Genomic DNA, 13,609 nt, shown 5'->3' on the forward strand with positions numbered 1-13,609 from the left:
GCGCATAACGCGCCCTTTTGTTTGCTTACCGGGAATGGCCGAACTTACTCGTCCTTCAGCCCGCGGTTGATCAGCATCGGCTCGATGCTCGGCTCTTTGCCGCGCCAGTCGATGTACAGCTTCTCCAGATCCTGGCTGTTGCCGCGCGACAGGATCATGTCGCGGAAGCGCTGGCCGTTTTCGGCGGTCAGGCCCCCGTGTTCGGTGAACCACTGGAAGGCGTCGTCCGCCAGCATTTCCGTCCACAGATAGGCGTAGTAGCCCGCGGCGTAGCCGTTGCCCCAGATATGCTGGAAGTAGCTGGAGCGGTAGCGCGGCGGCACATAGCTGAGATCCACCTTGTCTTTTTGCAGCGACTCGGCCTCGAACTTGTCCACGTCCTGCTGCGGCTGATCGGCGGTCAGCATATGCCAGTGCATATCCAGCAGCGCGGCGGACAGCAACTCGGTCATGCTGTAGCCCTTGTTGAACTTGTCGGCCTTCTTGATCTTGTCGACCAGTTCCTGCGGCATCGCCTCGCCGGTCTGGTAGTGCTTGGCGAAATGGCTGAACACTTTCGGATCGCTGACCCAGTGCTCGTTGAACTGCGACGGGAATTCGACGAAGTCGCGCGCGGTGTTGGTGCCCGACAGGCTCGGGTACTCCTGATCGGCGAACATGCCGTGCAGCGCATGGCCGAACTCGTGGAACATGGTGATCACGTCGTCATACGACAGCAGCGCCGGCTGCCCCGGCGCCGGTTTGGTGAAGTTGGCGACGTTGTAGATCACCGGCCTGGTGCCGTTGAGCTTCGACTGATCGACGAAGTTGCTCATCCAGGCGCCGCCGCCCTTGTTGTCGCGCTTGAAGTAATCGGTATAGAACAGCGCCAGCGATTTACCGTCCTTGTCGAACACTTCATACACCTTGACGTCCGGCTGATAGACCGGGATGTCCTTGCGCTCTTTGAAGCTGATGCCGTACAGCAGGTTGGCGGCGTAGAACACGCCGTTGTTCAGCACATTGTTCAGCTCGAAGTAAGGTTTGATCTGCGATTCGTCCAGATCGTACTTGGCCTTGCGCACCTGTTCGGCGTAGAACTGCCAGTCCCAGGCCTGCACCTTGAAGTCGCCTTTCTGCTGATCGATCACCGCCTGTATGTCTTTGGCTTCACGCTCGGCGCGCGCGGTGGCCGCCGGCACGATGTTGCGCATAAAGCTCAGCGCAGCATCCGGCGTCTTGGCCATCTGGTTCTGCAGCTTCCAGGCGGCGTAGTTCGGGTAGCCCAGCAGTTTGGCCTGCTCGGCGCGTACCTTGGCCAGACGGGAAATGGTCTGACGGGTATCGTTGCCGTCGCCCTTCTCCGCACGCGTCCAGGAGGCGTCGAACAGCGCTTTGCGGGTGTCGCGATCTTTCAGGCTCTGCAGCAACGGCTGTTGCGTGGTGTTCTGCAGCACCAGCAGCCACTGTTTCTCCAGCTTGCGTTCGGCGGCCGCCTGCGCTGCCGCGGCCAGTTCGCCTTCGGACAGACCGTCCAGCTTCGCCGGGTCGGTTATCGCCAGCGCGCCGTTTTTGCTCGCCGCCAGCAGTTTGTTGGTGAACTGGGTGCTCAGCGTCGCCGCTTCCTGGTTCAGCGCTTTCAGCTTGGCCTTGTCGGCGTCCGACAGGTTGGCGCCCGCCAGCTCGAAGTTCTTGTAGGTCACTTCCACCAGCCGGCGCGATTCCGGATCCAGCTTCAGCGCATCGCGATCCTGATAAATGGCCTTGATGCGCGCGAATAATTTGCCGTTGAGCATGATGTCGTCGTTCAGCGCCGCCAGCTTCGGCGAGGTCTCTTCATCCAGCTTCTGCAGCGCGTCGCTGGTGTTGGCCGAGGTCATGGCGCCGAACACGTTCATCACCCGCGTCAGCAGCGAGCCGGCCTGCTCCAGCGCCACGAAGGTATTTTTAAAGTTGGGCTTGGCCGGGTTGTTGGCGATCTTCTCCACCTCTTCCCGCTTTTGCTTGATGCCCGCTGCGATCGCCGGCGCGTAGTCGCTCTCTTTGATCAGGTTGAACGGCGGCGCCTGGAACGGCAGACGGCTTTGATAGAAGAACGGGTTTTGGGTCTTTTGCTTGTCGTGCTGATTGGCTTCACCGGTCACGGTAGCCTCCTTCGCCTGGCCGCTGGGCAGCGCGCTATGGTCGGCGTGAGGTTGGGTTTCTGCTGCCTGTGCCTGCGAGCCCAGCGCCATGCCGATCGCCAGCACCAATGTGGATAAACGCATCAAATCGAAACTCCTCCATGTTCACGGAATAAGGTCTCGGGGAATGGCTCCCTCTGAGTCATCACCTAGCTTAGGCGCAGTTGGCAGTTTGAGCAAAAACAAGTGATTAGAATATTCCTCCCATGATGATTCGCTCCCTGTGGCGTATAGCGGTGCGTTAACTCGATTAGATATAACCTATAAACGCTTGAATGCGCCGACCGGGCACCGGACGATCGTATGACCTGATTCTTTTCCCCACTGCAGCCTCGAAGGTTGCCGAAGTATATAATCCGCTACGGGTTTCAAGCGAAATCTGCCACAGAAACAACTCCCTCATATTACTGATACGTGTCACATCAAGCCGTGCGAAAACAAAGGGATCTTTTGAGCTATGTTGATATTTTTCCATCCAAGCCGTGAGCCTTGAGTTACTCGGTGAATGCGTAAGCAAATCATGCCGGTGAGAGATATTATTCTCCTTTGGATAGTCCTCAGATACGCTGGTATGTATAAGAATCTGTACGATATTGTATGCATAACCATTAAGCCTGTTGCTGGGGTGCTTGCGCCAAACAGAAGGTTGCTCTTCAACTTTCCACTCCTTCTCGATCACGCGAGCAAGATAAATCAGCTTGTCGGCAGCTTGCAGATCCAACTTACGTCCGCCAGAGATGAGCCAAGACCTTAGCTCATAAGTGGCGCGAGGATAAACATGCCCCACCGATTGCAAAAACTCTCTTGACGACTCTGGCGATATGGTTGGCAGTGGTGATGTCCAACAACTCCGCCAAAGAACAGCATCAAATGCTAGCGGTTCTAGTTTATCGCGAGCACAGATCCTTTCAGCTACAGCGCGCAGATGCTGAGCGCTGCAGACGGCTAACAAGTGATAACGGGGGTCAGATACGAGCATGAGCAATAAATCCTTTATATAGTGTTTAATTAAAAATACGCGCAGTGTCATTCCTGATAAATAAATAGTATCCGCTCAACAGTGTTAACCCTGTACCAATGACTTCACGTCTCTCCCGCCTTTTCCCGCACAATAACCAGAGAAAGACAGCGACGTTGGACGCTTCAATACCAGGAATGAATGCGGCTGTGTCAGCGCGCCGCCTGATAAACCACCTTACCGTCCACATAGGTGCGATAAATGTTGCGATCGTCCCCCAGGGTCATCAGCACAAACCCTTGCTCCATCAGCGTGGCGCTGTTGGCATGACGCAACTGCTGCAGCGGCGTGACCGCCGGATCGAGCACCACGAAATCCGCCTCTTTACCGACGTTGAAGTTGCCGATTTTGTCGTCCAGCGCCAGCGCGCGGGCGCCGCCCAGGGTGGCATGATAGAACGCTTCTACGGCGGAGAGCCGGTAATGCTGCAGCTGGCCGACCTTGTACGCCTCGCCTAACGTGCGCAGCATATTGAAGGTGGTGCCGGCCCCCACGTCGGTGCCGATGCCGAGCTTCACCCGCTTGCGCCAGGCCTGCTGCAGGTCAAACAGCCCGCTGCCGAGAAACAGGTTGGAGGTGGGGCAAAAGGCGATCGCCGAGCGGGTATCGCACAGGCAGTCCCACTCCTGCTCCTCCAGGTGCAGGCAGTGAGCGAACACGCTTTTATCGCCGGTCATGCCATAACGGTGGTAAACATCCAGATAGCTGCGGTGCTGCGGAAACAGCGCTTTTACCCAGGCCACTTCCTGCGGGTTCTCGCTCAGGTGCGTCTGCAGCCAAACGTCGGGATACTCTTCGCGCAGCCGCTGCACCTGCGCCAGCAGCGCCGGCGTACTGGTGGGCGCAAAGCGCGGCGTAATGGCGTAACCGAGGCGGCCTTTGCCGTGCCAGCGTTCAATCAGCTCACGCGTCTGGCGGTAACTCTGCGCCGGCGTTTCCAGCAGCGCCTCCGGCGCATGGCGATCCATCATCACCTTGCCGGCGATCAGGCGCATGTTCAGCGCTGCCGCCTGGCTGAACAGCGCATCGACCGACTGTGGATGCACGGTGCCGAACACCAGCGCGGTGGTGGTGCCGTTACTCAGCAACTGCTGCAAAAAGAAGGCCGACATCGCATCGGCGTGCTGCTCACAGTCATAACGGCTTTCGGTCGGGAAGGTGTAATTGTTTAACCAGTCCAGCAGTTGGTCGCCATAGGCGCCAATCATTTCGGTTTGCGGGTAGTGGATGTGGGTATCGATAAATCCCGGCACGATCAGCTTGTCGTGATATTCCGTGACCGTGAAGCCCGGCGGCAGCAGCGCCTCGCCCTGCTGCCAGCTGCCGAACCAGACGATGACGCCGTCGTTCAGCAGCAGCAAACCGTCGGGAACATGCCGCAGGCGTTCCTCGAGCTGTTGCGGCGCCTCCACACAGGCTGCGATATCAAAAAAATTGCCCCGAATAGCCGTGGTGAATTGCAGTGCCATTATTTTCTTCCTTGTGACGACCGGCCAAGCTCACCCGCGAAATAACCTGCGCCGATGAAACAAGGCTTTTTTGCCCAAACGTAAAGACCGGCTTAAGCATAGCAAGCCGCATGCCAACAGGCGGCGATAAAATATATTTTTAAATAAAAACAATTGATTGGTAATTAACCTGAAAGCATAGGCCGGCGAAAGAGAATAAGACCCACGCTCAGTCTTCGACGGCGGATAAATAGCAACCGTTTGCCTGCCAAAATAACATCGCGTCGCTGCACCTTGAATGAGCAAGCGAATATCTTCACGGCGCACGGCTTATTTCAACACCACGCCTGGGGGTTGAATCTCGGCCTAAGGACAACGGTCAAACTTGAAACGATAACCATTCTCAATTATCATCCGCGCATCTTTTTGACCAGCAATGCGAAAACCATGTCCGCCACCGCCTCTGCCCCGCACGCCGCGCTGTCGCGCCTTTACGCCACCCACCACGCCTGGTTGCAGGGATGGTTGCGTCGGCGGCTGGGCTGCGCGTTCGATGCGGACGATGTGGCGCAGGACACCTTTATGCGCCTGCTGAGAAGCGACGCCGCGGCAACCCTGCGCGAACCGAAAGACTTTTTGGTCACCGTCGCCAAACGGGTGATGGTCGATCTGTTCCGCCGCAGAACGCTGGAGCGCGCCTATCTGGAGATGCTGGCGCTGATCCCGGAAGGCTATGCCCCGTCGCCGGAGCAGCGCCAGAGCCTGCTGGACAGCCTGCAGCAGATCGACGCCATGCTCGACGGCCTCGGGCCCAAGGTGAAGCAGGCCTTTCTGTTGTCGCAGCTCGAAGGCCTGGGCTATGCGGACATCGCCGCGCGCCTCGGCGTGTCGGTCAGCTCGGTTAAAAAATACATGGCCAAAGCCACCGAGCATTGCCTGCTGTTCAGCCTGGAAAACGACGTTTATTCATGAGCAACGCCATCACCCCCGAGCAGCGCCAGGCGCTGAAAATGGCCGCACACTGGTATGCGCTGCTGTGCGGCGAGCACGTCACCGAGCGCCAGCGCCAACAGTGGCAAGCCTGGCATCAGCAGCATGACGATCACCGCTGGGCCTGGCAGCGCGTCGAAGCGCTGCAGAGCCAGCTGCAGGGCGTGCCGGGCAAGTTCAGCTACCGTGCGCTCGACCGCGCCGGCCGCCAGGCGGCGATCGATCGCCGCACCCTGCTGAAAAGCCTGCTGCTGTTGCTCGGCGTGGGCGGCGGCGGCTTCCTTTACCAGTCGCCGTTCGGCCGGGAGCTACGCGCCGACTACCGCACCGCCACCGGCGAGATCAAACCCATTGTGTTAAGCGACGGCACCCAGCTGGTGCTGAACACCGCCAGCGCGGTGGACGTACATTACGACGATCGTCAACGGCTGATCCGCCTGCACGCCGGGGAAATCAGCCTGATTACCGGACGCGACCCCCGGCCGCTGTGGGTGCAAAGCCCGCAGGGGGCGATGCGCGCGCTCGGCACCCGCTTTTTGGTGCGTGAGAGCGCTGGCGAGACGCGCCTGACGGTGCTGGAGCATGCGGTTGAAGCGCAGCTGGCGCAGGACGCGCGGCAAACGCGCCGGGTGAACGCCGGCGAACAGATTAGCTTCAGCGCCACGGCCTTCGGCGACAAGCAATCGGCTGCGGCGGAGGACGGCTGGCTGCGCGGCGTGCTGAGCGTCAGCCAGTGGCGGCTGGACCGGGTGATCGCCGAACTGGCGCGCTACCGGCGCGGCCACCTGAGCTGCGATCCGGCCGTCGCCGGCCTGCGCGTCAGCGGCAGTTTCCCGCTCAACGATACCGATCGCGCCCTCGCCCTGCTCAGCCAGACCCTGCCGATACGTCTGCAGAGCTTTACCCGCTATTGGCTGCAAATCGTCCCCGCCTGAATCTTTTAAATGAAAATGATAAAAAATCGCATTTTTGATTGTCCCTTTTGCCTTGCTCATCCGACTCCCAGGAAAACACTGCAGCAATAAATAAAAATGATTCAGGAGAAGGTATGAACAACGCTTGGGGAAAGGTCGCTCCGGCTTCGCTTTGGGGAAAACGGGCCAAACCGCTGGCCGTGGCTATTGGCCTGGCATTCGCCGCACCGCTGATGGCGAGCGCCGCCAGCGCCGCGGCAACCTATCACATTCCAGCCGGTGAGCTGGACGGCGCGCTGAACGCTTTCGCCGCTCGCGCCGGCATCGCACTCTCGGTAGACGGCGCGTTAACCGCAGGTAAACGTTCGCCGGGCCTGAACGGCAGCTACGGTGTCGACGACGGCCTGAACGCCCTGCTGGCGGGCAGCGGCCTGCAGGCTAAAGCGCTCGGCAACAACGGTTACACGCTGGCCACACTGCCGCAGCCGCACAAGGAAGAGGACATCACGGTAGTCGGTGACTGGCTGGCGGAAGGCCGCCAGATCGACGTGTTCGAACACCCCGGCGCGCGCGACGTGGTGCGCCGCGAAGACTTCGCCAAAACCGGCACCACCACCGTGCGCGAAGCGTTGAACCGCGTGCCGGGCGTGGTGGCGCCGGAGAACAATGGCACCGGCAGCCATGATATGGCGCTGAACTTCGGCATACGCGGCCTCAACCCGCGCCTCGCCAGCCGCTCCACCGTGCTGATGGACGGCATCCCGGTGCCCTTCGCCCCTTACGGCCAGCCGCAGCTGTCGCTGGCGCCGGTCTCGCTCGGCAATATGGACGCGATTGACGTGGTGCGCGGCGGCGGCGCCGTGCGCTATGGGCCGCAGAGCGTCGGCGGCGTGGTCAACTTCGTCACCCGTGCCATCCCGAAAACCTTCGGCATGACGGCTGGCATGCAGGGGCAGCTCAGCCCGACCTCGCGCCAGGATCACCCGAAAGGCACCGGCAACCTGATGATCGGCGGCACCGCCGATAACGGCTTCGGCGCGGCGCTGCTCTACTCCGGCACCCGCGGCAGCGACTGGCGCGAGCACAGCGCGACCAAAATCGACGACGTGATGCTAAAAAGCCGTTACGCGCCGAACGAGGTGCACACCTTCAACAGCCTGCTGCAATACTACGAAGGCGAAGCTGAAATGCCGGGCGGCCTGAGCCGGGCGGACTACAACGCCAACCCGTTCCAGTCGACGCGCCCGTACGACAAGTTCTGGGGCCGCCGCCAGTTGGCGAACTTCGGCTACCAGTATCAGCCGGATCGGCAGCACAAGTTCGACGTGCAGAGTTTCTACACCTACACCCTGCGCAGCGGCTATCTGGATCAGGGTAAAAACCTGACGCTGTCGCCGCGCGAATACTGGGTGCGCGGCGTGGAACCGCGCTACAGCCAGAGCTTCCGCTGGGGCGACTCGGCGCATGAGGTCGGCGTCGGCTACCGCTACGTCAGCGAATCCACCCACGAACTGCGCTACACCAGCAAAGCCAGCACCGGCAGGCTGCCGTCCACCGCCAGCCCGTACGATCGCGACACCCAGTCCGGCACCGAGGCGCACGCCTTCTATCTCGACGATCGCATCGACATCGGCGACTGGACCCTCACGCCGGGCATGCGTTACGAATACATCAAGTCGTACCAGAACAACTACATCAAGAATAACCGCCTCGACGTCAGCTATAACGCGCCGCTGCCGGCGTTGAACGTGATGTATCACCTGAACGAATACTGGAACCTGTACGCCAACACCGAAGGCTCCTTCGGCACCGTGCAGTACAGCCAGATGGGCAAAGCGGTCGACAGCGGCAAAATTGAACCGGAGAAGGCGCGCACCTGGGAGCTGGGCACCCGCTACGCCGGCGATGCGCTGACCGGCGAGATCGGGCTGTTCCTGATCAACTTCAACAACCAGTACGACTCCAACCAGGTGACCGACAGCGTGACCGCGCGCGGCAAAACCCGCCACGCCGGGCTGGAAGGCAGCCTGCGTTACGATCTGTCGCAGCTGACACCGAAACTGGACGACCTGACCGCCTACGCCAGCTACGCCTACGTCAACGCCACCATCCGCGAAGACGGCGGCTACAAGGGCAACCAGGTGCCGTTCTCGCCGAAGCATAAAGGCACGCTGGGGCTGGACTACACGCCGGGCAACTGGGCGTTTAACCTTAACGGCGAGTTCCAGTCCAGCCAGTTCGCCGACAACGCCAACACCGTGGCGGAAAGCGCCGACGGCAGCACCGGCCGCATCCCTGGCTACATGCTGTGGGGTGTGCGCGCCGCCTATGATTTCGGCCCGGAAATGGCCGGCCTGAATCTGGGCGTCGGCGTGAAAAACCTGTTCAACCACGAGTATTTCACCCGCGCCTATGACGACAACAACAAGGGTCTGTACATCGGCCAGCCGCGCACGATTTATCTGCAAGGTTCGGTGAAGTTCTGATCCGCAGCGGCGGGCGCGGTTAACCGTGCTCGCCGTCTTTCTCATCAACGTGACGCCGTCACATAAAGCCGTTCCTCCGCGCCGCCGCAGCGGCGAAAAATAAGTCGCTTCTGACGCCAATGCGCGTAGTATCGACGATCCGCCCCGACTTATGGGCGCGGATTTTTTTTGCCATTCTGGCCTGAAAAGCGAGGGAATAAGATGAATCATAATGACCTTTCTCAGTGCCGCGTTGACACCGACCGTTTGTTGATTGCCCCCTTTACCGCAGCAGACGCCGACGATGTTTACCAGGCGATCACCCCCACTCTGACGCGCTTTATGACCTTTGAGCCGGAGGCATCGCCGGAAGACTTCGCCAACGTCTGGCAAAGCTGGCTGCCGCTGATGCGCGAAGGCGAAGAAGTGATCTTCGTCGCCCGTCGGCGCGAAGACCGGCAGTTCGTCGGCGTCGGCGGCGCGCACAACCTACGCAGCCACACCCCGGAGCTGGGCATCTGGGTGAAAGAGAGCCTGCATGGCCAGGGCTACGGCCGTGAAATCGTACAGGGCATCGCGCGCTGGGCCAGCGAGCGCTTTCAGCCGCCGCACTTTCTCTACCCGGTGGCCGAGCAGAATACCGCCAGCCGCCGCCTCGTCGAGTCGCTGGGCGGTGTGCTGGCCGGCCGTTGCGAGCGCATCAAGTATGACGCAGTGGTGTATCACCTGCCGCCTCAGCGCTAGTCAGCATCGGGCCGCCGGCCCGGTGTCATCTTTTTTGCTTTCCGCCGTGATAACCCCTGCCACTGCCTGCGGGTTTGTGCTAATGATAGAGGCATGTAGGGTAAAAACAGTTGAGGAACAGCAACATGATTATTTTTGTTACCGGCGCCACCTCCGGTTTCGGCGAGGCCATTGCGCGCCGTTTTATCCGTGAAGGCCATCGGGTGATTGCCGCCGGGCGCCGCCTTGAGCGTCTTGAAGAGCTGCAGGAAGAACTCGGCCAAGCGCTGCACATCGTGCGGCTCGACGTGCGCAACCGCGCCGCCATTCAACAGGCGATCGAAGCACTGCCGGCCGAGCTGCGCCAGATCGACGTGCTGGTGAACAACGCCGGGCTGGCGCTGGGGCTGGAGCCGGCGCACAAGGCCAACGCCGATGACTGGGAAACCATGATCGACACCAACGCCAAAGGGCTGGTGAACATGACCCGCGCACTGCTGCCCGCCATGGTCGAGCGCAACGTCGGCCATGTGATCAACATCGGCTCCACCGCCGCCAACTGGCCTTACGCCGGCGGCAACGTGTACGGCGCCACCAAGGCGTTCGTCAAACAGTTCAGCCTGGGTCTGCGCGCCGATCTGCACGGCACGCGCATCCGCGTGACCGATATCGAGCCGGGCCTGGTGGGCGGCACCGAGTTCTCCAACGTGCGCTTCAAGGGCGATGACGGCAAGGTCAACAAAACCTACGAAGGCGCCGATGCGCTGACGCCGGAAGACATCGCCGAGTCGGTGTTCTGGGTCGCGACGTTGCCGGCGCGCGTCAACATCAACACGCTGGAAATGATGCCGGTCAGCCAGTCCTTCGCCGGGCTGAACATCCACCGCGGCGCCTGAGCCGCGACGGCGGGAGGCAACTCCCGCCGCGTTTCCTCAGGCCGCGCGCCAGCCGGAAACGATAATCAGCATGCCCGCCAGCGCCACGCCGGCGCCGACCCAATCCAGCGCAGACAGCTTCACCCCATCAACCACCCGCAGCCACAGCAGCGCCGTCGCCACATACACACCGCCGTAGGCCGCATAGACCCGCCCGCTGGCCGCCGGATGCAGCGTCAACAGCCAGACAAACAGCATCAGGCTTAATGCCGCCGGCAGCAGCAGCCAGGCGCTGCCCTGCTTCTTCAGCCACAGGTAAGGCAGGAAACAGCCGATAATTTCAGCCAGGGCGGTGGCGAAAAACAACAGCGTGGTTTTTAACATCGGTCGCAGTTTTCTCTCGGTAAAGTAAACGAATCGGCGCTTGGCTGGTGAATTCCAGGAGCGCGGTGGTATATTTATCACCACGCCTGCGGGCGAGGTAACGCCAGTGTCGCCATCATCAGGCGCACTCACTCATAAGGATGAAACGATGAAAACATTTTCGACCCAACGACTGCTGCGCGGGATGCTGCCGGTCGCCATGCTGGCCGTTATGGGCGCCTGGCAGGCGCCGGCGCTGGCCGCTACCTGCACGCAGGGCAGCACCTGCGTCACCGTCGATGGCAAAGGCAGCGGCGCGATGAGCACCGAAGAAGCGCGCCAAAGCAAAGAGCAGTGGAATGATACCAAATCCCTGCGCCACAAGGTCAACACTCGCGTCGAGAAAGAGTTCGACAAGGCCGATCGCGCGGCGGATGACGAAGACCGCTGCAACGACAGCAACAACGTCAACGCGTACTGGGAACCGGACACCCGTAAATGTCTGGATCGCCAGACCGGGCGTCGGATTAATCCTTAATCCGCCTGCGGCGGGCGGGCAAGCGTGAAACCCGGCCGCCGTTGCTGCTATCCTGTTACAGGAAGTTCATTGTCTAAAAGGATGACGTGATGAAGAAAACGCTGATATTAACCGCTGTTTTGCTGGCCGGCGCCCCATTGGCGGCTCTGGCCTCCTGTGAAAGCGTGAAAGCGGACATTTCGCAAAAAATCGTCAATAACGGCGTTCCGGAGTCCGGCTTCAAACTGGAGATCGTGCCTAACGATCAGGCCGATCAAGCGGGCGGCCAGGTGGTCGGCCACTGCGAAAACGACACCCAGAAGATCGTTTATACCCGCCTGAACAACGGCGACGATAGTGGTGACGCGGCGCAGACCGGCACCAGCCAGGACACCTCCAACGCGCAGTAAGCCGCATCGGCTACCCAGGGCGCGCAACAGCCGCGCCCTTTCCTTTTCCTTTACGCCTGCTCCGCCTCTTCCTCTTCGCCTTGCGGCCGACAACGCGCCGGGATCAGCATCGCCGCCGCCAGCGCCAGCAACGACACCAACGCCGATACCAGGAACACCCAATGCAGCGAAGCCGCCACCTGCTGGATAAGCTGCGCCAGCGCTTCGCTCCCCATGCTGTGCCGCACCGCCGGCTCCATCAGCCGCTGCACCGGATCGTCAATCTCCGGCAAACGCCACTGCAGGTTGAGGTTCAGCGTGGCGCCCAAAATCGCGGTGCCGATGGCCGAGCCCACCATACGGGTAAACACCGTACAGGCGGTGGCGATGCCGCGAATGCTGTAATGCGCCGCGTTCTGCACCGACACTAAAAACGTCGTGTTGCACAATCCCATGCCGGCGCCGACCATAAACGCCGCCACCCGGCCCCACAGCAGACCGCCGTCCGGCTGCAACATCAGCAGGATCAGGCCGCCCGCCACCAGCAGCAGCGCGCCCAACAGCGCCGTGGCGCGATACGAAGTCATCAGCATCAAACGGCCGCTCAGCGTGCTGGCCAGCGGCCAACCAATCGACATCAGCGCCAGCGTGGTGCCCGCCTCCAGCGGTGAGCCCCCCATCACGCCCTGAATGAAGGTGGGCAGAAAGGCGCTGATACCCATCATCGCCGCGCCGATCACCAGCCCGCCGATGTTACCGGCGACGATCACCCGGCTTTGCCACAGCGCCAGCGGGAACAGCGGCTCAACCGCGCGCCGCTCCTGGCGGATCAGCAGCGCCAGCGACGCCGCCGCCAGCGCCAGCAACGGCGCCACCCACCATCCGAGACTTTCCATCTGCAACAGCGCCAGCAGCAGCGCCGAAACGAACAGCGTCAACCAGGCGGTGCCCGCCAGATCCAGCGCGTGCCGCCGCAGTTGCTGATGCGCCGGCAGATAGCGCCAGAGGAAGAGCATCGCCAACAGGCCGATCGGCAGGTTGACCCAGAACACCAGCGCCCACGGCAGGTGTTGCACGATAAACGCGCCCAGCAGCGGGCCGATGATCGCCGATACGCCCCACACGCTCGACAGGTAACCCATCACCTTCGGCCGCTCGGTGGCGCTGTAGATGTCGCCGATGATGGTGGACGCGATCGGCATGATGGCGCCGGCGCCCAATCCCTGCAATAAGCGGAAGCCGATCAGCCAATACATGTCGGGGGCGAAGCCGCACAGCACCGATCCCAGCAGGAACAGCGTCGCGCCGAAGAAAAACACCCGCTTGCGGCCGTAGAGATCCGCCAGCCGGCCGTAGATGGGAATGGTGATCGCCTGCGCCAGCAAATAGACCGCGAACACCCAGCCCAGCAGCGAGAAACCGCCGAGATCGCCGATGATGGTCGGCATGGCGGTGGCGACGATGGTGGCTTCGATCGCCGACATGAACATCGCCAGCATGCAGGCGATCAGGATCAGCGGGCGGTGGGCAATGGGTGCGGGTGAAACGTTATTTGTCATGGCGTTATGCAGGTTTCCTAGCGTTTTTATTTTCCCTGAGTATATCAGCAAGCGCCAGCGCCAAGTCTATCCGCCCTCACATCCTGCCTTTGCCGGCGGCGAATCGCACCATTTGGACTAACTGTTACGGCGTAACGTTTTGCCGTGGATTTTTTTCACTTTACCCGCATCCCAGCGCTGACGCGG

12 protein-coding genes are annotated in these 13,609 nt (G+C 61.1%); 7 read left to right on the top strand and 5 right to left on the bottom strand.

Going from position 1 to position 13,609, the window contains the following annotated elements; genetic code table 11:
- Positions 1–44: 44 nt before the first annotated feature.
- The 3 genes from dcp to guaD form a co-directional block, all read right to left on the bottom strand.
- Positions 45–2,246: a peptidyl-dipeptidase Dcp gene (gene dcp, locus ACMGF9_RS12270; protein ID WP_049188144.1), complete on the bottom strand. Its 2,202-nt coding sequence runs from the start codon at positions 2,244–2,246 to the stop codon at positions 45–47.
- A 166-nt stretch (positions 2,247–2,412) separates the two neighbouring features.
- Positions 2,413–3,141, bottom strand: a complete 729-nt coding sequence (locus ACMGF9_RS12275) for a hypothetical protein (RefSeq protein ID WP_126181037.1) — start codon at positions 3,139–3,141, stop codon at positions 2,413–2,415.
- 191 nt (positions 3,142–3,332) lie between these two features.
- Positions 3,333–4,649, bottom strand: a complete 1,317-nt coding sequence (guaD, locus tag ACMGF9_RS12280) for a guanine deaminase (RefSeq protein ID WP_015377789.1) — start codon at positions 4,647–4,649, stop codon at positions 3,333–3,335.
- A gap of 426 nt (positions 4,650–5,075) precedes the next feature.
- On the opposite strand from guaD, the gene fecI reads away from it, so the two are divergent.
- The 5 genes from fecI (at position 5,076) to ydfG (ending at position 10,616) form a co-directional block, all read left to right on the top strand.
- Positions 5,076–5,600 carry a ferric citrate uptake sigma factor FecI gene (gene fecI, locus ACMGF9_RS12285; protein ID WP_015377788.1) on the top strand — a complete coding sequence of 175 codons (525 nt, stop codon included), beginning with the start codon at positions 5,076–5,078 and terminating at the stop codon, positions 5,598–5,600.
- Positions 5,597–6,553, top strand: a complete 957-nt coding sequence (fecR, locus tag ACMGF9_RS12290) for a ferric citrate uptake sigma factor regulator FecR (protein WP_118892071.1) — start codon at positions 5,597–5,599, stop codon at positions 6,551–6,553. Before fecI ends, fecR begins: the two co-directional genes overlap by 4 nt.
- A 113-nt stretch (positions 6,554–6,666) precedes the next feature.
- Positions 6,667–9,018 carry a TonB-dependent Fe(3+) dicitrate receptor FecA gene (gene fecA, locus ACMGF9_RS12295; RefSeq protein ID WP_414160264.1) on the top strand — a complete coding sequence of 784 codons (2,352 nt, stop codon included), beginning with the start codon at positions 6,667–6,669 and terminating at the stop codon, positions 9,016–9,018.
- Positions 9,019–9,219: 201 nt separating this feature from the next.
- The gene (locus ACMGF9_RS12300; RefSeq protein ID WP_049240126.1) at positions 9,220–9,741 is read left to right on the top strand and encodes a GNAT family N-acetyltransferase; all 522 of its coding nucleotides are present in this window, start codon (positions 9,220–9,222) and stop codon (positions 9,739–9,741) included.
- Between the two features lie 125 nt (positions 9,742–9,866).
- Positions 9,867–10,616, top strand: coding sequence for a bifunctional NADP-dependent 3-hydroxy acid dehydrogenase/3-hydroxypropionate dehydrogenase YdfG (gene ydfG / locus ACMGF9_RS12305; RefSeq protein ID WP_004938567.1), 750 nt, complete (start codon positions 9,867–9,869; stop codon positions 10,614–10,616).
- A 36-nt stretch (positions 10,617–10,652) separates the two neighbouring features.
- On the opposite strand, the gene ACMGF9_RS12310 is transcribed toward ydfG, so the two are convergent.
- The gene (locus ACMGF9_RS12310) at positions 10,653–10,979 is read right to left on the bottom strand and encodes a YnfA family protein (protein WP_004938563.1); all 327 of its coding nucleotides are present in this window, start codon (positions 10,977–10,979) and stop codon (positions 10,653–10,655) included.
- A 148-nt stretch (positions 10,980–11,127) separates the two neighbouring features.
- On the opposite strand from ACMGF9_RS12310, the gene ACMGF9_RS12315 reads away from it, so the two are divergent.
- Both ACMGF9_RS12315 and ACMGF9_RS12320 read left to right on the top strand, forming a co-directional pair.
- The gene (locus tag ACMGF9_RS12315; protein ID WP_004938560.1) at positions 11,128–11,496 is read left to right on the top strand and encodes a DUF1283 family protein; all 369 of its coding nucleotides are present in this window, start codon (positions 11,128–11,130) and stop codon (positions 11,494–11,496) included.
- 89 nt (positions 11,497–11,585) lie between these two features.
- The gene (locus ACMGF9_RS12320) at positions 11,586–11,885 is read left to right on the top strand and encodes a DUF1161 domain-containing protein (protein ID WP_004938557.1); all 300 of its coding nucleotides are present in this window, start codon (positions 11,586–11,588) and stop codon (positions 11,883–11,885) included.
- Positions 11,886–11,935: 50 nt separating this feature from the next.
- Here the strand turns inward: ACMGF9_RS12320 and ACMGF9_RS12325 are convergent, their stop codons facing one another.
- Positions 11,936–13,423, bottom strand: a complete 1,488-nt coding sequence (locus ACMGF9_RS12325) for an MDR family MFS transporter (RefSeq protein ID WP_015377784.1) — start codon at positions 13,421–13,423, stop codon at positions 11,936–11,938.
- Positions 13,424–13,609: the final 186 nt, after the last annotated feature.

Source organism: Serratia sp. BNK-23, from assembly GCF_047456145.1.
In the GTDB taxonomy this organism is placed as follows: domain Bacteria; phylum Pseudomonadota; class Gammaproteobacteria; order Enterobacterales; family Enterobacteriaceae; genus Serratia; species Serratia nematodiphila.

What these genes read in the sequence shown, in the direction of transcription:
- dcp (WP_049188144.1), bottom strand. Translation starts at nt 2,246, where the DNA reads ATGCGTTTATCCACATTGGTGCTGGCGATCGGCATGGCGCTGGGCTCG.
- ACMGF9_RS12275 (WP_126181037.1), bottom strand. Translation starts at nt 3,141, where the DNA reads ATGCTCGTATCTGACCCCCGTTATCACTTGTTAGCCGTCTGCAGCGCT.
- guaD (WP_015377789.1), bottom strand. Translation starts at nt 4,649, where the DNA reads ATGGCACTGCAATTCACCACGGCTATTCGGGGCAATTTTTTTGATATC.
- fecI (WP_015377788.1), top strand. Translation starts at nt 5,076, where the DNA reads ATGTCCGCCACCGCCTCTGCCCCGCACGCCGCGCTGTCGCGCCTTTAC.
- fecR (WP_118892071.1), top strand. Translation starts at nt 5,597, where the DNA reads ATGAGCAACGCCATCACCCCCGAGCAGCGCCAGGCGCTGAAAATGGCC.
- fecA (WP_414160264.1), top strand. Translation starts at nt 6,667, where the DNA reads ATGAACAACGCTTGGGGAAAGGTCGCTCCGGCTTCGCTTTGGGGAAAA.
- ACMGF9_RS12300 (WP_049240126.1), top strand. Translation starts at nt 9,220, where the DNA reads ATGAATCATAATGACCTTTCTCAGTGCCGCGTTGACACCGACCGTTTG.
- ydfG (WP_004938567.1), top strand. Translation starts at nt 9,867, where the DNA reads ATGATTATTTTTGTTACCGGCGCCACCTCCGGTTTCGGCGAGGCCATT.
- ACMGF9_RS12310 (WP_004938563.1), bottom strand. Translation starts at nt 10,979, where the DNA reads ATGTTAAAAACCACGCTGTTGTTTTTCGCCACCGCCCTGGCTGAAATT.
- ACMGF9_RS12315 (WP_004938560.1), top strand. Translation starts at nt 11,128, where the DNA reads ATGAAAACATTTTCGACCCAACGACTGCTGCGCGGGATGCTGCCGGTC.
- ACMGF9_RS12320 (WP_004938557.1), top strand. Translation starts at nt 11,586, where the DNA reads ATGAAGAAAACGCTGATATTAACCGCTGTTTTGCTGGCCGGCGCCCCA.
- ACMGF9_RS12325 (WP_015377784.1), bottom strand. Translation starts at nt 13,423, where the DNA reads ATGACAAATAACGTTTCACCCGCACCCATTGCCCACCGCCCGCTGATC.